This is a genomic window from Oceanobacter sp. 1_MG-2023, assembly GCF_030689025.1.
In the GTDB taxonomy this organism is placed as follows: domain Bacteria; phylum Pseudomonadota; class Gammaproteobacteria; order Pseudomonadales; family Oceanobacteraceae; genus Oceanobacter.
Genome location: NZ_JAUYWA010000008.1, coordinates 14929 through 32574 on the forward strand (window position 1 = coordinate 14929; position 17646 = coordinate 32574).

Here is a 17646-nt window from a genome sequence, read left to right on the forward strand (position 1 = left end):
AACGGCCGAACAGGCCAGCGAGACGATACTGGCTATGGCCTACACCACCTTCAACCGCAACGAATTTGATACCTTCAAACAGCCCATGTTTTTTGGCGAGCACGTCAATGTTGCCCGTTATGATCAACAGAAACACAAGATTTTTGAAAATCTGATCGAAAAACAACTGTCGTTTTTCTGGCGCCCTGAAGAAGTGGATTTGACTAACGACCGTAAGGATTTTCTTGATCTGCCCGATCATGAAAAACACATCTTCGTCAGCAACCTGAAATACCAAACCCTGCTCGACTCGGTTCAGGGGCGTTCTCCCAACGTGGCATTTTTGCCCGTGGTCTCGCTGCCGGAACTTGAGACCTGGATTGAAACCTGGTCATTCAGTGAAACCATTCACAGCCGCTCTTATACCCATATTGTCCGTAATATCGTGCCCAATCCGGCAACGATTTTTGACGACATCACCCGTAACGAGCACATCACTCGCCGGGCGGTCTCAGTGACACATTACTACGACAGCTTTATTGAACTGAGTAATTATTACCAGCAACTGGGCGAAGGCACGCATACCGTCAACGGCCAGGCCGTTGAAGTCAATATGCACGAGCTCAAGCGTCGTCTGTATCTGACCCTGGTGTCCGTCAACGTATTGGAAGCCATCCGTTTTTACGTCAGCTTTGCCTGCTCTTTCGCTTTTGCCGAACGGGCCAAAATGGAAGGTAATGCCAAAATCATCAAGTTGATTGCCCGTGACGAAGCGCTGCATCTCACCGGCACCCAGCACATGCTGCAAATTATTGCTCGCGGTAAAGATGATGCCGACTTTGCCGTGATTGCCGAAGAGTGCAAGGCCGATGTTGTCCGTATCTTTGCCGAAGCCGCCCAGCAAGAAAAAGAATGGGCCGATTATCTGTTCAAGGACGGCTCCATGATTGGCCTGAACAAGGATATTCTCTGTCAGTACGTTGAATACATCACCAACCAGCGTATCGCCGCCCTGGGCTTTGATCGTATTTTTGAAGCCCGCTCCAACCCGCTGCCCTGGATCAACTCCTGGTTAAACAGCGACAACGTCCAGGTCGCTCCACAGGAATCTGAAATCAGTTCCTACCTGGTCGGTGCTCTCGACAGCGAAGTTGACACCAACGATCTCGGCGACTTTGATCTTTGATGAGTCGTCCATACCCCATGAGTCAACCCCCGGAGAGCAACCACCAGGATCTGTCTTCGTCAGCGAATGACAGCTTTGAGCTGGATGGCAACATCGAACCGGACAGCGGCACCGGACTGCCGCCGTTCGAGTTGGAGCCCCCTCCGGCTACCTCCGACAGCTCTGCCCAACAGGTTGAGTTATATCTGCCGGAGCGTGACCCCGAACAGCCGGAGCAGACACCCCAGCTCGAGCTGGAGGGTATGGCTCCGCCTGTTTTTGCCATTACTCTCGATGATGGGCATCAGGCCCGCTTCCAATACGCAGCTAACTTACTGGAGTCTCTTGAAGCCCAGCAGATCGATGTCCACTTTCAATGCCGGGAAGGCTATTGTGGCAGTTGCCGTGCCCAGCTGCTCAGTGGTGAAGTGCATTACGCCAACGACCCATTGGCCTGGCTGAATGAAGGCGAGATCTTGTTGTGCTGCTGTATCCCTCGCAGCGACGTCAAGATCAAGCTGTAGCGGTTGTAGCAGCGCTAATGAATCCAACGAATATAAGGAGAGCCTTATGTGCAGCGCACTTGTCTTACCAGAAGCCGGAACTCCGGCACCAGCCTTTACCACACTGAATCAGCGCGGTGACACCGTGTCACTCAGCGATTACCAGGGTAAAACCCTGATTCTTTATTTCTACCCCAAAGCCATGACGCCAGGCTGTACCACCCAGGCCTGTGGACTGCGGGACAGTCAGGCAGAGCTGGCGGCCCACAACGCCGTTGCCGTTGGTATCAGTCCGGATGCACCCGCCCGGTTACAAAAATTTATCGACCGCGATCAACTCAACTTCGACCTGCTTTCGGATGAAGACCATCAGATTGCCGAAGCCTATGGGGTATGGGGCCTGAAAAAATTCATGGGCAAGGAATATATGGGGATCAACCGCATCACCTTTATTATTGGTGCAGACGGTATCATTCAGCATGTGATGCCGAAGGTAAAAACCAAAAGCCATCACGATGATGTGATTGCGTTGCTGACCAGCGCCTGAGTCCTTTCGGCCGCCTGACTGCGTGCGGAGAAAAAGCGTCGGAGAAAAAACCAACAAGGCGGCCAGAACGGCCGCCTGTGTCTATCATCTGTCTGCTACCAGTATCTGTCAGTCGAGCTGCTCAACCCGGATCCGGGTTACTGCACCCACGGTGCTTTCCAGCGCTTCAATCGCTGCAATCGCCGCATTCATGGCTTTTTCCACAATACGGTGAGTCAGCAAAATAATCTGCGCCAGCTCTTCCCCTTCCTTGGGTTCTTTTTGAATGATGGCTTCGATATTAATGCCGCGCTCACTCAGAATCGTGGCTACCGATGCCAGCACCCCGGTTTTATCCTGCACCTGAAGGCGCAGATAATACGAGGTGACCACTTCTTCCATCGGCAGGACCTGCTCATCTTCGATTTCGTTGTACGCCAGATGGTTCACCCGCACCGAGGCATCGGCTTCCAGCGTCCGCGCCAGATCAATGATATCCGCAACAACAGCAGAGGCTGTTGGGCCAGCACCGGCTCCCGCACCAACGTACAGCGTATCGCCAACGGCATTACCGTTCACCATCACAGCGTTTAATACGCCATCTACCTTGGCAATCGGCCGGGCTTCCGGAATCAGGGTCGGATGCACACGTAAATCAATGCCTTTTTCTGTTTGACGACTGACTCCCAGGTGCTTGATGCGATAGCCCAGCTCTTCTGCAAATTCAACGTCATCCCGGGTAATATTACTGATGCCTTCGGTGTAACAACGATCAAACTGTAACGGAATACCGTACGCAATCGATGCCAGAATTGTCAGTTTGTGGGCCGCATCAATGCCTTCAACATCAAAGGTAGGGTCTGCTTCGGCATAACCCAGCTGTTGGGCCTCTGCCAACACATCGTTAAAATCCCGGCCTTTATCACGCATCTCGGTCAGGATAAAGTTGCCGGTTCCATTGATGATACCTGCCAGCCAGTTGATACGGTTGGCGGCCAGCCCTTCCCGCAGCGCCTTGATGATAGGAATACCACCGGCAACACCGGCTTCATACATCACCGACACGCCCTTGGCTTCTGCCTGGGCAAAAATCTCTGCGCCATGCTCGGCAATCAATGCCTTGTTGGCAGTCACCACGTGCTTGCCGTGCTCAATCGCCGTTAATACCAGCTCACGAGCGACCTCATAACCACCAATCAACTCCACCACTACATCGATTTCAGGGTTTTTGGCCACATCAAAAATATCGTTAGTCATGGGAATAGTGCTGGTGTCGTAAGCGGGATTCGGACGACGAGCTCCGATCTGCGCCACAATAATCTCGCGACCTGCCCGGCGTGCAATGTTTTGCGCATTGGTCGTCAGTACATCAAATGTACCGCCACCGACTGTACCTAAACCGCAGATACCTACTTTTACCGGTTTCAAGGTCTTCTCCTCTTTGCTGGATAAAATCGAACGCTATAGCGCAGTGGCTGATCACCGTTCTTTATATATTGTTCACTGTATTTTAGCGGCTGTAATGCCTTGCCTTGCCGCATATCGCGCTGCCTGGTGCGAATTGTCAGCCCAGTTCAGTCACCCTGATAATGGCCATCCTTGCGCAGCATATGCTTGATACCACGCAGTGCCTGACGGGTACGCTGGTCGTTTTCAATCAGGGCCAGACGTACATGGTCGTCGCCGTATTCACCAAAACCGATACCCGGTGACACAGCGACCTTGGCATCCAGCAAGAGTTTTTTGCTGAACTCAAGTGATCCCATCGCCCGATATGGCTCAGGAATACGTGCCCAGATAAACATGGTGGCCTTGGGAATATCGACCTGCCAGCCCATATCATTCAAGCCTTTGCACAACACATCACGCCGATGTTTGTACATCTCGCAGATCTCGTGCACCACCGACTGGTCGCCTTCCAGAGCCGCAATAGCCGCCACCTGAATGGGAGTGAATGTACCATAATCAAGGTAAGACTTGATCCTGCCAAGGGCGTGAATCAGGTCTTTATTACCGCAACAGAAACCGACCCGCCATCCCGGCATATTGTAGCTTTTGGACAACGAGAAAAATTCGACCGCCACATCCCGGGCACCTTCAACTTGCAGAATCGACGGCGGTTGATAACCATCAAAGGCGATATCAGCATAGGCCAAATCCTGCACTACCCAGATCTGGTGTTCGCGGGCCATCTCGACCACCCGTTCAAAAAAATCCAGCTCAACACATTGCCCGGTCGGATTACCGGGAAAGTTAAGCACCAGCATTTTGGGTTTGGGCCAGCTGTTTTTGATGGCTTTTTCCAGCTCGGCAAAAAAATCCACGTCCGGAGTCATTGGCACATGGCGAATATCCGCACCGGCCAATACAAAACCATAAGGATGAATCGGGTAAGCCGGATTGGGCACCAGTACTGCATCCCCGGGGCCAAGCGTCGCCAGCGCCAAATGCGCCAGACCTTCCTTGGAGCCTATTGTAGTAATCACTTCAGTGTCCGGGTCGAGCTCAACGTCGTAGCGGTTCTTATACCAGTTAGCCATGGCTTTGCGCAGCCGTGGAATGCCCTTCGACTGGCTGTAACGATGCGTGCCTTCTTTTTGCACCGTTTCAACCAGCTTGTCGACAATATGCTGTGGCGTATCCTGATCCGGATTCCCCATCGATAAATCCACGATGTCTTCACCACGGGCTCGCGCCGCCATTTTCAACTCACCGATAACGTTGAAAACATAAGGGGGCAAACGCTCAATACGCGGAAAATGCTTGTTCATGGTGGACTCTTTCATCAATGGCAGAAAAGCCCAACAGGCTACTGGATGGCGGCGCTTTGATCAATGGAAGGCGTGCCGTTACGCCCACGCCTGGTGCTGTAGCGCAAGGCAACGACGGGCATGGAGCCATGTAGGAAGCACCGACGGGGCTTCCGTGTCGATGCCGTGAAAGCCTGCAATATTATGATTTTGGCATCGTCTTTATTTTACGCATCAGCCAATGACCCAACGCTACTTCCCCGATGGCCATCACACCGTACAGTGCGCCGAACATAAACGAAGAACCGATAAAGGCAATAATGATCAAGGCGAGAAACGCCAGCATCAGGTTTCTTTTATCCCTGAGTAGTGTTGAATCACTGGATAAGACAAACCCAGCGAACATGCCGATCACGAGTCCTACAATAATGCGTCCTAACATGTGTCCATTTTCCTGAAAAAGCGATTGTTTATCGAAGCGACTCTGTTTCACAGCCGATATGTTTACGGTTTTTTGTCATGCGCCGGAATGGCTGTCCGTTCAAAGCTGACGCTTAACGAATCTGATGCCAGCACCCAATCATGCATGTGTTTTCGCAACATGGTGGCAGAAACCTTGTCTGCGGGCGTCAAATCCAAGGATTTTGACAGGGCATAAAGATGAAAGGTATAGACTTTGATGCCCGGACCTTTCGAGCAAGGCGGAGCATATTCGTTTTTCTGGTTCACAATATTATTCCCCAGTGTACCAACCGACTGCCCGGCTTCCGTACCCGTCACCGTTGGTGGAATATTGTACATGCTCCAGTACCAGCGTATGCCCTCCGGTCCTTTTGATGGCGGTGGCTGTGTGCCACCGTCTGCCCGACTGCCAGCGTCAGGATTGGGCCTGGAACTGGATTCGGGTGCTCGCGGAAGCTGTAGTTCCGGCCCTGGCCTGGGCTGATGATCCATAATGATCACCAGCGACCGGGTTCCATCCGGCACCCCACTCCAGCTTAGCGGTGGAGACATGCCACCACCGTCACAGGTAAATTGAAGCGGTAATGCACCACCATCGGTAAATGCGCGGCTGGTCAGTTCAAGACCGTCATTGGCCCGGGCTGTCATTGGCATCAGCAATACCAGGCCTGCGATCGCGAGCGCCGTTATGCTTGCATTCATATTCATAATCCACCATCTCTTTGTATCATCCCGTCATCTCCGACAGGACTGTCAAGTCGAAGATCAGCCAGGCTATCCGGGGCTGAGCATTGTAGGGCCAATGCCCCGGAGCCACCAGACAGCGGGCAGCTACCATAGCGTCTGTCAGTACTGACACCCTGCTGCCAGGCTCGTTCGGGTAAAGAACAAGCGGCTTGTATTCAACCACGACAAGGGCCTATCTCCTTGCTAGTCTTTTGACCTCAGGGCGTTTGACGACACCTCCCTGATCACAAGATGCCCTTTTCATTTTTTCAGGTACTTTTTATTTATGACGTTATCTCTGGTTCTGACTGTCATTGCCGATGACAAGCCCGGCATTGTTGAAACAATTGCCGCCGTGATCAGTCGCCACCATGGCAACTGGACCGAAAGCCATCTTGCCAATCTGGCGGGCAAGTTTGCCGGTATTATTCTGGTGACTCTCAAAGAGTCTGCCGCTGCCAATGAGTTACAAACCGAACTGGCAGCACTTGCAAGCCAGGGCATCGAGATTCGGGCCGAAGCTGGCTTGCCAGATCACCGCAGCAGCCACCATTTGAACCTGAGTCTGGTGGGTAATGACCGCCCTGGAATTGTCCAGGCCGTATCCAGGGTATTGGCCACCCTGGAGGTGAATGTACTGGAATTAAGCAGCGAATGCGCCCAGGCAGAAATGTCTGCGTTATCCCTGTTCAAAGCCCGGGCAGAATTACAGGTTCCCGACACTCTGGATCACGAAACACTGACCGCCGCATTGGAACAGCTGAGTGATGAGTTGATGGTCGAAGTAACCCCCGTCTGAACCGACCGGCCAGCGGCCATCGTCAGCTATCCCGGTCGCGCCGTAAAATCACCGTTTGCCAGCTGACCTCAGGACGTTCAAGCAGATCGCCCCGATCAGCTCTTGGGGTCAACTCTTCTACCGAGATTTTCAGCGGCTTGGCAATGGCTCTGACTTCAACGGCACTGACCGGGTACATCGGCCGTTCAGGATCTCCGGAACCACTGCGCAAGGTCATCACAATCACACCGGTATCAGCCAGCATTTGTACCAGTCGCCGCAAAGCGACTGGCCGATGCGCAATGGACAAATGCATCCAGACCGCTGACAGCAGAATCAGCTGATAACGCTCATCCGGTACTTTTTTCAGGGCTGGCAAGGAGTCATCAATCCATTGCAGCTGGTCTGATCCCAATTCCAGTGCCGTTGACCGCTGTTGACCTATTTCACGCATGCCGGCTGCCGGTTCCACCGCAGTGACATGCCAGCCTTGTTGCGCTAACCAGCAAGCATCCCGGCCGCAACCGGCTCCGACATCCAGCGCTCGTGCTCCTGGCTGCACAGGCACCAGAGGCAGCCAGCTACCGTGCACCTGCTCAACGGTCAGGCCGTCGTAGCAGTCCGCCAGCCGTTTGGCATGGCGATGGTAAAAATCAACACTGGCAGTGGGAGATGGCATGACAACCTCAAAAAAAGCGCCGCCGCTACGACAATCGTAACGGCGGTTTGCGCTCACCCTATCACAACACCGGTAAGGGGCAAGATTTCAAACATTAAGCCCGGCAACAACTCAGGGTTTGTTACGTGCTTTACGATATTTATCGAGTTTGATCTGACGAATATTCGCCGTTTTGACCACCGCCTCTGCCCGACTCTTGCGACGGTGGCGAACCTCTTTCTGCTTGTCTGCAAACGGGTTTTCGCCCTGACGGAACTCAACCCGAATGGGCGTGCCCTTGATGGCCAGTACCCGGCGGAAGGTATTGGCCAGATAACGTTTGTAATCATCCGGCAAGTCATTCACCAGATTACCGTGAATCACCAGCACTGGCGGGTTGGAGCCACCCTGGTGCGCGTAACGCAATTTCGGCCGCCGATTACGTACCATCGGCGGTTGATGGGTTGCTACAGCGTCTTCCAGAATCCGGGTCAGCATATTGGTTTGCCATTTGCCCATGGCCGATTCGTAGGCCTGGTCAACCGATTCATACAGATGGCCGACACCCGTACCGTGCAAGGCCGAAATAAAGTGCATATCGGCGAACGTCAGAAAATCAAAGCGGCGGTCAATTTCATCTTTGACGCGCTGCTTTTCATCCGCTTCCATGCCATCCCATTTATTGATGGCAATCACCAGAGCCCGGCCTGCGTTCAGCACAAAGCTGAGCATATGCAGGTCTTGTTCAACAATACCGGTACGGGCATCCAGCACCAGAATACAGACATGACAATCCTGAATGGCTTGCAGGGTTTTGATAATAGAGAATTTTTCGGCGGCTTCACTGATATTCTTGCGACGTCGCACCCCGGCGGTATCGATCAGAGTGTAATCCTGGCCATGACGCTCATAGGGAATGTAAATACTGTCACGCGTGGTACCGGCTTCGTCATAGACCACAACCCGGTCTTCCCCCAAAAAGCGGTTCACCAGCGTCGACTTGCCCACATTCGGACGCCCGACCACCGCGATCTTGATGCCTTTGACGTCGAGCTCTTCGTGTACGACTTCTTCCGCCGGGCTTTCTTCGCCTTCATCCCAAACGTAGTGCCAGTCGTTTTCAGGGTGAGCAACCGGTTCGTCGGAGACCCCATGAAGCTCATCCATCACATGATCTATCAGTGAGGAAACACCACGGTTGTGTGCTGCGGCAATGCCCAGCGGTTCGCCCATGCCCAGTTCGTACATTTCAACCAATACAACATCGGGGTTTTTGCCGTCGATCTTGTTGGCAATCAGATAAGCCGACTTGCCGCTTTTACGCAGGTAGTTGGCGATCATCCGGTCGCCTTCCAGAATACCGGCGCTGGCATCAACCATAAAAAAGACGATATCGGCTTCCTGTATCGCCTGAAAGCTCTGGGAAGCCATGGCTTCATCGATACCGACTTCTTCACCACTGATACCGCCGGTATCAATAACAATAAACGGCCGCTCGCCGACCTTGCCTTCACCATATTTACGATCGCGGGTCAGCCCGGCGATTTCCGCTACCAGTGCATCGCGAGACTTGGTAAGACGATTAAACAGAGTGGACTTGCCAACATTGGGACGACCCACCAAAGCGATGACTGGAACCATGAAATACCTCAGATAAAAAGGGGAGCCAATAAGCTCCCCGGAAAAACAACGCTGATCACTATGAAAGCAGCAAGACTATTCTTCTGCAGTGACCAGCATAACGTCACCGGCATTGGTATAGACCACTACGCCCCTGTCGGTGACCAGCAAGGGGCTACGCACACCAAAGTCACGGCCATGCAGCTGCCGCCAGCGAGTGGCTTCCGACTGATTAGGATAGCTGACGTGTAAAGCATTGGGAATAAGAGACAAACGCGCCAGCAAGGCACCATCCACCTGACTGAGCAGATACAGGAAGCCTTCGCTGTCGGTGACGACCAGATTGTTCTGGTAAGCTTCGACGCCTCCCAGCTGGCGACCTTTCAGACTGCCCTGGGTCCAGACCGGATCACCACCATACACATCAAATGCGCGAATACTACTGTCATCCAGAGTCAGATAGACGTTACCCAGAGATAACACCGGGCTGGTATAGCTTGAGCCATCTTCTTCCCAGCGCGTTTCACCCGTGGCACTGATGGCGGCTACCTTGCCGTGATAACTGGCGGCATAAATCAGTTGGTTTTCAACCACTACGGTGCCGTCTGCATCCACCAGGCGTTCCAGCTCGGAACGACCTTCCGGTGTTGCCAGGCGGACATCCCAGCGCGGAATACCCAAACGCCGGTCCAGCGCAATCACCTTGCCATTGGCCAAACCCAGTATTACCAGTTCACCGGATACCACAGGGGCGGCGGTGCCGCGTACCGACAGAATCGGCATCGCGGTTTCATACGACCAGCGTTGTTCCCCGCTATAACGATCAAAGGCCGAGACCCGACCATCAATGGTGTGAACATAGACGCGCTCGTCATCCACTTCCGCAGCAGCCACCGCTTCACTGGACAATTGGGCTTGCCAGACAGGTTGGCCCTGATCAGCTGTCAGGCCATGCAGCACGCCATCAACCGTTACCAGAAACAGATGCTCACCGGCCAGCGTAACACCGGCCGATACTGGTTTTTCCAGCGTCTGTTGCCACAGCGTGCGACCGGAGTCCAACGCCAGCGACCAGACAGAGCCGGAGGTATCGGCGGCATACAGTACATCGTCCGCAGCCACGGCTTGCAAACGGCTGTAATTGCTACCCGGGCCATCCCCGATATGAGTGCGCCAGACAATATCCAGGCCATTACTGCCCAATGAAGGCAGGCTCTCGGCATCGGTTTGAGGTTGCGAAGAACAAGCGCTGACCAGAACGGCGGCCAACAGTAACCCGGTGCGGGTGACTCTGCCAGCGACCAGCCGTTGGCGGCCAAATTTCAGACCGCTCAGCATCAGGCGTCCTCAGCGGCGATCAGAAAATCGCTTTTGCGTTGCAGCAGCTGGGTATCCACACCCAGTACGGCAGCAGCATCCAGCGCTTCCTGATAGGCCACCCGGGCTGCTGCGCGGTCGCCTTTGCGGAACAAGGCATCACCACGGGCTTCCAGATACTGAGGGGCATAAGCCGGGTCCGGTACATCGCTCACCAGAGCCAGCGCCGCATCGGTATCATCCAGTTCAACCAGTACATCAGCCAGACGCGCGGTGGCCAGGTATTTGATTGGCGCTTCAGCGCTATCAACCAAGGCTCTCAGCTCGGCAGCCGCACTGTTCATATCACCGTTATCCGCAGCAAAGCGCGCCAGAAACAGGCTGGCAAACTGACTGTAAGTGCTTTTGCCAAAATCACTTTTCAGCTGCTCAGCCAGGACAATTGCTTCTTGCTGGGCAGCCTCATTACCAGACATGATAGCCGCAGAGGCTTTTTCAGTCAGTGAGGAATACAGCGCTGATGCCGCTTCTCCGGTGGTCTGTTGCTGGGTCTGATAATAATTCCAACCCAACCAGCCAGCCGCAACCAACACAATGGCTATCAGCGTGCTCTTGCCATTTTCATCCCACCAGCGTTTGAGCATTTCTGCCTGTTCTTCATCCGTACGCAGTTCTGTCATGACCTGGCTACCTTATTCGTATTCGTTATGTTCATTCGATATCTATTAATGCCAGTGTAAGCACTGTTCAGCCGTCAGGCTGTTACAGCATTGCTTCAGCCAGCCAATCAGACAAGCCGGACTGGGCAATGGTTTGCTGCTCAGCATCATTCCGTAAATCCTTGATGGTGATCTGCTCTGCTGCCAATTCATTCTCACCCAGTAACAAGGCAAAACGAGCACCACTTTTATCGGCTTTTTTCATCTGGCTCTTGAAGCTGCCACCGCCGCAGTGACACTGTATCCGCAGCCAGCTGTGTTCTTCGCGCAAGCGATCGGCCAGCAACAGTGCGGCCATGTCTGACCCTTCACCCATGGCGCAGAGGTACAGATCGACGGTTTGGGTGACCGCCGAAGGAATCACATCCAGGGTTTCCAGCAGCAGGATCAGCCGCTCAATCCCCATGGCGAAACCCACCGCCGGGGTCGGTTTGCCACCCAGCTGTTCCACCAGACCATCGTAACGGCCACCAGCACACACAGTGCCCTGGGAGCCAAGCTGGTCCGTGACCCATTCAAACACGGTCTTGTTGTAGTAATCGAGCCCACGTACCAGACGCTGGTTGATTTCATAAGCAACCCCGGCGGCATCCAGAATGGCACGCAGTTTGGCAAAATGTTCCCGGCTGTCGTCATCGAGATGGTCGTGCAACTGCGGGGCATCAGCCAGCAGCGCCTGGGTGTTGGGATCTTTCGAATCCAATACCCGCAGCGGGTTGCTTTCCAGACGACGTTGACTGTCTTCGTCAAGCTGGTCCTTGAACTGACTGAGATACGCCACCAGAGCGGCCCGATATTCAGCCCGGGCGGCGTTGCTGCCCAAAGTGTTCAGCTGCAGTGTGACCACATCCTTGAGGCCAAGTTGCTGCCATAAGCGGGCTGTCATCAAAATCAGTTCGGCATCGATATCTGCGGTGGCAATACCGAAGGTTTCCACACCCACTTGAAAGAATTGGCGATAGCGGCCTCTTTGTGGCCGCTCATGACGAAACATCGGGCCGGTGTACCATAACCGCTGGGTCTGGTTGTACAGCAAGCCATGTTCTTCACAGGCACGTACGCAGCTGGCGGTACCTTCCGGGCGCAGCGTCAGGCTGTCGCCATTACGGTCATCGAAGGTGTACATTTCTTTTTCGACGATATCCGTCACTTCACCAATCGAGCGTTTGAACAGGTTGGTGCTCTCAACAACCGGCATCCGGATTTCATCATAGCCATGTCCAGCCAGCAGATCCTTGACGGTACCTTCCAGGTACTGCCACACCGGGCTTTGCGCTGGCAGGATATCGTTCATGCCGCGAATGGCTTTTATTTTCTTGGACATAATCTCTGGGTTATTCCTGTAGTTCTGCAGTCTCAAATTCTGCTTTCTGCGGTCTCAGCCGGAGACAATCAGATTGTCACGTTCTTTGTCGAGCTGGTCGGCACGTTCACGAATCAGACGTTCGAGATCATCCACCAGCGTCTCGTTGTTCAGCTTTCCGGCCGGTTTGCCATCGATATACACCAGGTTGGGCTGACCACCGGCCAGACCCAGGTCAACTTCCTTGGCTTCACCAGGACCGTTCACCACGCAACCGATCACCGCTACATCCATATTGGTGCGGATATCTTCGACCCGGGTTTCCAGGTCGTTCATGGTCTTAATAACATCGAAGTTTTGTCGTGAGCAGCTGGGACAGGCAATAAAGTTGATGCCTCGGGAGCGCACTTTCAGTGACTTCAGCATATCCCAGCCGACTTTGACTTCCTGTACCGGGTCTGCTGCCAGCGACACACGAATGGTGTCACCGATACCGTCCCACAGCAGCAGGCCCAGACCGATGGAGGATTTGACCGTACCACCACGCAAGCCACCAGCTTCCGTGATACCCAAATGTAACGGCTGTTCGATCTGGCTGGCGATTTGGCGGTAAGCGGCCACCGTCATAAAAATATCGGAGGCCTTCAGGCTCAGCTTGTATTCCTGGAAGTCGAGGCGATCGAGAATATCGATATGGCGCATGGCCGATTCCACCAGCGCTTCCGGGGTTGGCTCGCCGTATTTTTTTTGCAGATCTTTTTCCAGCGAACCGGCGTTCACACCGATCCGAATCGGAATATTATGGTCACGAGCAGCATCCACTACCGCACGCACACGGTCTTCACGGCCAATATTACCGGGGTTGATACGTAAACAATCCACTCCCAGTTCAGCCACACGCAAGGCAATGCGGTAGTCAAAATGAATATCGGCCACCAGCGGAATATTGACCTGCTTGCGGATCCGGCCAAAGGCTTCGGCAGCATCCATAGAAGGGACAGAAACCCGCACAATATCGGCACCAGCATCCTGAGCCTGCTGAATCTGCGCTACCGTAGCCGCGACATCCGTGGTTTCGGTGTTGGTCATGGTCTGGATCGAGATCGGTGCATCACCGCCAACCGCGACGTCACCGACCATGATCTTGCGACTTTTTCGACGTTTGATCGGATTTTCAAAATGCATCAGTCAGTCTCGCTCGTACCGGTTATCAATCGTTGCTGCTGTCCAGGGATTCCTGGTACAGACGGTATTCGTTGGAATTCGGAAATTGTTTTTTCAGTTGCGTCGCCAGCGTAATGACCTTGTCGGTATCCTGACGAATCGTCGCCAGCTTGATACCCAGCCACAGGCTGTGCGATGTATGACGGGTGTTACCCTTGCTGACCAGGCGATCCAGACGGTCAAAATACTTGCGTGACTCATCGTAGCGCTGGGCTTCAAACAACAGGGTGGAGACATTCACCAGCGCATCAACACTGTATGGCGACAAACGTAATGCTTCCATATAGCTGTCAATGGCATTGGACGGCTGGTTCTGGCGGTAATAGTTCATCGCCAGGTCGTTATACGCACTGGCGCGGCTGTCGTAATAACGATCTCCGGCTGCCGTTTCGAGCCATTTTTTCGCCTTGTCATACTCTTTCATCTGGATATACAGCCGTCCCAGATGATGTTTGGCGGCGGTATACGAGCTGTCGTTGGCAATGGCCTTACGCATAAAATCTTCCGCCAGGTCGTACTCGGCTTCCATTTGCCACACCAGCCCCATGGCGTCGTTGGCAGGGGCATGATTCGGGTCCATGGCCAGTGCTTTTTGCAACCTCTGGCGGGCCAGGTCCGGGCGATTCTGTTGCAGGTAACCAAAGCCAAGCTGGGTGTAGTTTTCCAGCGCCTTGTCCGGGTTCTTGTTTTTTTGCAAGCGGCTTTCGGTGGTGGTTACACAGGCCGTCAAAACCAGTGCCAGGGTAATCATGACCAATTGCTGCAAGATATTACGGAGCTGTCTCATACCTGAGGGCCTTATTGGTTGGAATCCAGTTGCACCGCATTGATATAACGCTCACTGCGGCGAGTACGATCCTCGACCTTGCCGACCAGCTGGCCGCAAGCGGCGTCGATATCATCGCCGCGTGTCGAACGTATTGTCACAATATGATTCTGACTGACCAGATAATCACGGAAACGGTACACGCGATTATTGCTTGGACGTTTGTAGCCAGAATTAGGAAACGGGTTAAATGGAATCAGATTGATCTTGCAAGGTACCTGTTTCAGCAACTCTGCCAGCTCAATCGCCTGTTCCAGACTGTCGTTGATACCATCCATCATGGTGTATTCAATGGTCGCCTTGCGTCGATCCGGCAACCTTGCCAGATAACGATTGGTAGCAGCAATCAACTCGGCAATCGGGTATTTGCGGTTGATCGGTACCAGCTGGTTACGCAACTCGTCATTCGGGGCATGCAGTGATACCGCCAGCGAGACGTCAGTGACTTCCCCAAGCTTATCCAGCATCGGCACCACGCCGGAAGTACTCAGCGTTACCCGACGTTTCGACAAACCGTAGGCATTGTCTTCCATCATCAGATGCATGGCATCGACGACGTTATCAAAATTCAACAGCGGTTCGCCCATGCCCATCATCACCACATTGGTAATACGACGTTCACGGCGTTCACCAGGCTCATGAAAACTCATCGAGGCAACGTAGACCTGGCCAATAATTTCCGCCACTGTCAAATCACGGTTAAAGCCCTGCTTGCCGGTGGAACAAAAGCTGCAATCCAGCGAGCAACCTATCTGTGAGCTGACACACAGGGTGCCGCGTTCTTTTTCCGGAATGTACACGGTTTCAATCGAGCTGCCGCCAGGCATACGCATTACCCACTTGCGGGTACCGTCGGCAGAAATATTTTCATAGACCACTTCAGGCAAACGGATCTCGGCGAGATCGGCCAGCTTGGCACGCAAAGGCTTGCCCATATTGGTCATTTTTTCGAAGTCGGCTTCGCCATACTGATGAATCCACTTCAGCATCTGCTGGGCACGGAATTTCTTTTCACCAATATCGGTGAAAAAAGCTTCCATTTTTACTGGAGACAAGCCCAGCAAATTGATCTTTTGAGTGGTATCGGTCATCAAGCAGTTACCTGGCGTAGCGCTTCCGAGCAGGAAAAAACAGAACGAACGGGAGCAAACCGCTCCCGTTCAGACAAAATCAACGTGCGCAGATTTCGTCAGCAGAGAAGAAATAAGCAATTTCACGAGCAGCAGATTCTGCAGAATCAGAACCGTGTACTGCGTTGGCATCAATGCTTTCAGCGAAATCAGCGCGGATAGTACCGGCTTCAGCTTCTTTAGGGTTGGTTGCACCCATCAGTTCGCGGTTCAGCAGGATAGCGTTTTCACCTTCCAGAACCTGTACAACGACAGGACCAGAAGTCATGAAACCAACCAGATCCTTGTAGAAAGGACGTTCTTTGTGCTCAGCGTAAAAACCGCCTGCTTTATCATCATCCAGGCGCACCATTTTGGCAGCAACAACACTCAGGCCAGCTTTTTCGAAACGGGCAATGATGTCACCGATTGCATTTTTGGCAACGGCATCTGGTTTGATAATAGACAGTGTACGTTCAACAGCCATGTGTAACTCCAATAGTAAATGTATTCAGGGGGTTAAAAATCCGGCGGATTATACGCACGTTTTGATAAAAGGTGTACGCATGTAACCGCTGTCAGACCCAACCCCGTCTCAACCCCGGCTGGTCTGCTGACGTAACCGCGTTACAATCCGGCTCACCTGCTCAATGGCAAAGTCAATATCGTCCTCAGTGGTGTAACGGCCGACACTGAAACGCAGCCCGGCATGAGCCAGCGCATTGCTGCGTCCAATGGCTTTTAACACGTAAGAAGGCTCGATACTGGCAGAGGTACAGGCCGACCCGGACGATACCGCCACTTGCGCCAATGAGGCGAGCAGGATTTCACCGTCAACCCCGTCAAATGACAGATTAAGCAGACCAGCAACCCGCTGCCGGGCATGGCCATTCAGATAGACATCTCCCAACCCCAGCAAGGCCTGCTGTAACCGCTCGCGCAAGGCCGTGATACGCGGTAACTCTTCCGCCAGCAGGGTCGCGGCCATTTGCGCAGCCGTACCGATACCGACGATCTGGTGGGTTGGCAAGGTGCCTGAGCGCATGCCGCGCTCATGGCCACCACCGTGAATCTGGGCATCAATATGCACCTGTGGCTGACGGCGTACATACAACACGCCGATGCCTTTGGGGCCATAAAACTTGTGGGCCGATACCGATAACAGATCTACCCGCCAGTGGTTAACATTCACCGGCAGCTTGCCAACCGCCTGGGCAGCATCCACATGCAGCAGCGCCGGGTGATCACTCAACTGCTCTGCCACTGCGGCGATATCCGTCAGGGTACCGATTTCGTTGTTCACCGCCATCAGGGAAACCAGTACGGTATCGTCCCGCAAGGCATCGGCGACCTGTTGCGGCTGGATCAGACCATCGGCATCTGGCGTCAGCAGGGTAATGGCGACATCCTGTTGCTTCAGCCAGGCCAGGGTATCGAGTATCGCCTTGTGCTCAATGGCGGAACTGATGATATGGCAGGATTTGCCCGGATGATGGCGGCGGTAATATTCAACCACCCCTTTAAGGGCCAGGTTATTGCTTTCTGTTGCACCGGAGGTCCAGACAATTTCACGCGGTTCGGCACCCAATACGTCAGCCACCTGACGCCGGGCTTTTTCAACCGCCTGTTCTGCCTGCCAGCCAAAGCGATGGGAGCGTGAAGCCGGGTTGGCAAAATTGCCATCCATGGTAAGGCAAGCCGTCATGGCCTCAGCCACCGCCGGGTCAACTGGCGTCGTGGCAGCATAATCAAGATAAAGGGTTTTCATTGCAGATCCAAATCACATCGGGCGAAACAGATAACAGATAGTGTAGCGCTGCCACCAAGAGCGTCAGAATACAGTAAACACATGGCGGCAACGGGGAATAATAACGCAAAATTGCCGCTGATCGACAACAACCGCAGTTTACTCTCTCGATACGATTGGTCGCTTATGACGTCGCGGACCTCTCTGATCCGGCTAACCTAACCGTCCAATCAA

The 17646-nt window shown here is 53.5% G+C and carries 18 protein-coding genes; 4 read left to right on the plus strand and 14 right to left on the minus strand.

Annotated elements, in window-relative coordinates; genetic code table 11:
* The first annotated feature begins 34 nt into the window (after positions 1-34).
* Genes nrdB through bcp form a run of 3 tightly spaced genes read left to right on the plus strand, consistent with a single transcriptional unit; the run spans position 35 to position 2194 of the window.
* On the plus strand, positions 35-1165 hold the full coding sequence (nrdB, locus tag Q8W22_RS07115; protein ID WP_305451929.1) for a class Ia ribonucleoside-diphosphate reductase subunit beta: 1131 nt from the start codon (positions 35-37) through the stop codon (positions 1163-1165).
* A 17-nt stretch (positions 1166-1182) separates the two neighbouring features.
* Positions 1183-1668: a class I ribonucleotide reductase maintenance protein YfaE gene (gene yfaE / locus Q8W22_RS07120; protein WP_305451930.1), complete on the plus strand. Its 486-nt coding sequence runs from the start codon at positions 1183-1185 to the stop codon at positions 1666-1668.
* A gap of 46 nt (positions 1669-1714) precedes the next feature.
* Positions 1715-2194 carry a thioredoxin-dependent thiol peroxidase gene (gene bcp / locus Q8W22_RS07125; RefSeq protein ID WP_303433356.1) on the plus strand — a complete coding sequence of 160 codons (480 nt, stop codon included), beginning with the start codon at positions 1715-1717 and terminating at the stop codon, positions 2192-2194.
* A gap of 108 nt (positions 2195-2302) precedes the next feature.
* Here the strand turns inward: bcp and Q8W22_RS07130 are convergent, their stop codons facing one another.
* From Q8W22_RS07130 to Q8W22_RS07145, 4 genes are all read right to left on the minus strand, one after another.
* A complete protein-coding gene (locus Q8W22_RS07130) occupies positions 2303-3601 on the minus strand; it encodes a homoserine dehydrogenase (protein WP_305451931.1) in 1299 nt (432 codons plus the stop codon).
* A 146-nt stretch (positions 3602-3747) separates the two neighbouring features.
* A complete protein-coding gene (gene alaC, locus Q8W22_RS07135) occupies positions 3748-4959 on the minus strand; it encodes an alanine transaminase (protein ID WP_303433358.1) in 1212 nt (403 codons plus the stop codon).
* Positions 4960-5125: 166 nt separating this feature from the next.
* Positions 5126-5365 (minus strand): hypothetical protein, encoded by a 240-nt coding sequence (locus Q8W22_RS07140; RefSeq protein WP_305451932.1) that lies wholly within the window; start codon positions 5363-5365, stop codon positions 5126-5128.
* Between the two features lie 62 nt (positions 5366-5427).
* Positions 5428-6087 carry a YbhB/YbcL family Raf kinase inhibitor-like protein gene (locus Q8W22_RS07145; RefSeq protein ID WP_305451933.1) on the minus strand — a complete coding sequence of 220 codons (660 nt, stop codon included), beginning with the start codon at positions 6085-6087 and terminating at the stop codon, positions 5428-5430.
* 310 nt (positions 6088-6397) lie between these two features.
* Here Q8W22_RS07145 and Q8W22_RS07150 point away from each other — a divergent pair, with 310 nt between their 5' ends.
* On the plus strand, positions 6398-6910 hold the full coding sequence (locus tag Q8W22_RS07150; RefSeq protein ID WP_303433361.1) for a glycine cleavage system protein R: 513 nt from the start codon (positions 6398-6400) through the stop codon (positions 6908-6910).
* A gap of 22 nt (positions 6911-6932) precedes the next feature.
* On the opposite strand, the gene Q8W22_RS07155 is transcribed toward Q8W22_RS07150, so the two are convergent.
* The 10 genes from Q8W22_RS07155 to Q8W22_RS07200 all read right to left on the minus strand — a co-directional run bounded on the left by Q8W22_RS07155 (position 6933) and on the right by Q8W22_RS07200 (position 17433).
* Positions 6933-7568 (minus strand): bifunctional 2-polyprenyl-6-hydroxyphenol methylase/3-demethylubiquinol 3-O-methyltransferase UbiG, encoded by a 636-nt coding sequence (locus Q8W22_RS07155; protein WP_303433362.1) that lies wholly within the window; start codon positions 7566-7568, stop codon positions 6933-6935.
* Between the two features lie 111 nt (positions 7569-7679).
* Entirely contained in the window at positions 7680-9188 is a 1509-nt protein-coding gene (gene der, locus Q8W22_RS07160) for a ribosome biogenesis GTPase Der (protein ID WP_305415390.1), read from the minus strand.
* A 75-nt stretch (positions 9189-9263) separates the two neighbouring features.
* Positions 9264-10505: an outer membrane protein assembly factor BamB gene (gene bamB / locus Q8W22_RS07165; RefSeq protein ID WP_305451934.1), complete on the minus strand. Its 1242-nt coding sequence runs from the start codon at positions 10503-10505 to the stop codon at positions 9264-9266.
* Positions 10505-11164, minus strand: coding sequence for a tetratricopeptide repeat protein (locus Q8W22_RS07170; RefSeq protein WP_305415392.1), 660 nt, complete (start codon positions 11162-11164; stop codon positions 10505-10507). Before Q8W22_RS07170 ends, bamB begins: the two co-directional genes overlap by 1 nt.
* An 82-nt stretch (positions 11165-11246) precedes the next feature.
* Entirely contained in the window at positions 11247-12527 is a 1281-nt protein-coding gene (gene hisS / locus Q8W22_RS07175) for a histidine--tRNA ligase (protein WP_303433366.1), read from the minus strand.
* A 54-nt stretch (positions 12528-12581) separates the two neighbouring features.
* The gene (ispG, locus tag Q8W22_RS07180; RefSeq protein ID WP_303433367.1) at positions 12582-13691 is read right to left on the minus strand and encodes a flavodoxin-dependent (E)-4-hydroxy-3-methylbut-2-enyl-diphosphate synthase; all 1110 of its coding nucleotides are present in this window, start codon (positions 13689-13691) and stop codon (positions 12582-12584) included.
* A 25-nt stretch (positions 13692-13716) separates the two neighbouring features.
* A complete protein-coding gene (locus tag Q8W22_RS07185) occupies positions 13717-14517 on the minus strand; it encodes a tetratricopeptide repeat protein (RefSeq protein ID WP_303433368.1) in 801 nt (266 codons plus the stop codon).
* 11 nt (positions 14518-14528) lie between these two features.
* Positions 14529-15647 (minus strand): 23S rRNA (adenine(2503)-C(2))-methyltransferase RlmN, encoded by a 1119-nt coding sequence (rlmN, locus tag Q8W22_RS07190; protein WP_303433369.1) that lies wholly within the window; start codon positions 15645-15647, stop codon positions 14529-14531.
* A 79-nt stretch (positions 15648-15726) separates the two neighbouring features.
* The gene (gene ndk, locus Q8W22_RS07195; protein WP_303433370.1) at positions 15727-16152 is read right to left on the minus strand and encodes a nucleoside-diphosphate kinase; all 426 of its coding nucleotides are present in this window, start codon (positions 16150-16152) and stop codon (positions 15727-15729) included.
* Positions 16153-16260: 108 nt separating this feature from the next.
* Positions 16261-17433 carry an aminotransferase class V-fold PLP-dependent enzyme gene (locus tag Q8W22_RS07200; RefSeq protein ID WP_305451935.1) on the minus strand — a complete coding sequence of 391 codons (1173 nt, stop codon included), beginning with the start codon at positions 17431-17433 and terminating at the stop codon, positions 16261-16263.
* Positions 17434-17646: the final 213 nt, after the last annotated feature.

Coding starts and splice junctions, on each gene's coding strand:
- nrdB (WP_305451929.1), top strand. CDS start 35: ATGGCCTACACCACCTTCAACCGCAACGAATTTGATACCTTCAAACAG.
- yfaE (WP_305451930.1), top strand. CDS start 1,183: ATGAGTCAACCCCCGGAGAGCAACCACCAGGATCTGTCTTCGTCAGCG.
- bcp (WP_303433356.1), top strand. CDS start 1,715: ATGTGCAGCGCACTTGTCTTACCAGAAGCCGGAACTCCGGCACCAGCC.
- alaC (WP_303433358.1), bottom strand. CDS start 4,959: ATGAAAGAGTCCACCATGAACAAGCATTTTCCGCGTATTGAGCGTTTG.
- Q8W22_RS07140 (WP_305451932.1), bottom strand. CDS start 5,365: ATGTTAGGACGCATTATTGTAGGACTCGTGATCGGCATGTTCGCTGGG.
- Q8W22_RS07145 (WP_305451933.1), bottom strand. CDS start 6,087: ATGAATGCAAGCATAACGGCGCTCGCGATCGCAGGCCTGGTATTGCTG.
- Q8W22_RS07150 (WP_303433361.1), top strand. CDS start 6,398: ATGACGTTATCTCTGGTTCTGACTGTCATTGCCGATGACAAGCCCGGC.
- Q8W22_RS07155 (WP_303433362.1), bottom strand. CDS start 7,568: ATGCCATCTCCCACTGCCAGTGTTGATTTTTACCATCGCCATGCCAAA.
- der (WP_305415390.1), bottom strand. CDS start 9,188: ATGGTTCCAGTCATCGCTTTGGTGGGTCGTCCCAATGTTGGCAAGTCC.
- bamB (WP_305451934.1), bottom strand. CDS start 10,505: ATGCTGAGCGGTCTGAAATTTGGCCGCCAACGGCTGGTCGCTGGCAGA.
- Q8W22_RS07170 (WP_305415392.1), bottom strand. CDS start 11,164: ATGACAGAACTGCGTACGGATGAAGAACAGGCAGAAATGCTCAAACGC.
- hisS (WP_303433366.1), bottom strand. CDS start 12,527: ATGTCCAAGAAAATAAAAGCCATTCGCGGCATGAACGATATCCTGCCA.
- ispG (WP_303433367.1), bottom strand. CDS start 13,691: ATGCATTTTGAAAATCCGATCAAACGTCGAAAAAGTCGCAAGATCATG.
- Q8W22_RS07185 (WP_303433368.1), bottom strand. CDS start 14,517: ATGAGACAGCTCCGTAATATCTTGCAGCAATTGGTCATGATTACCCTG.
- rlmN (WP_303433369.1), bottom strand. CDS start 15,647: ATGACCGATACCACTCAAAAGATCAATTTGCTGGGCTTGTCTCCAGTA.
- ndk (WP_303433370.1), bottom strand. CDS start 16,152: ATGGCTGTTGAACGTACACTGTCTATTATCAAACCAGATGCCGTTGCC.
- Q8W22_RS07200 (WP_305451935.1), bottom strand. CDS start 17,433: ATGAAAACCCTTTATCTTGATTATGCTGCCACGACGCCAGTTGACCCG.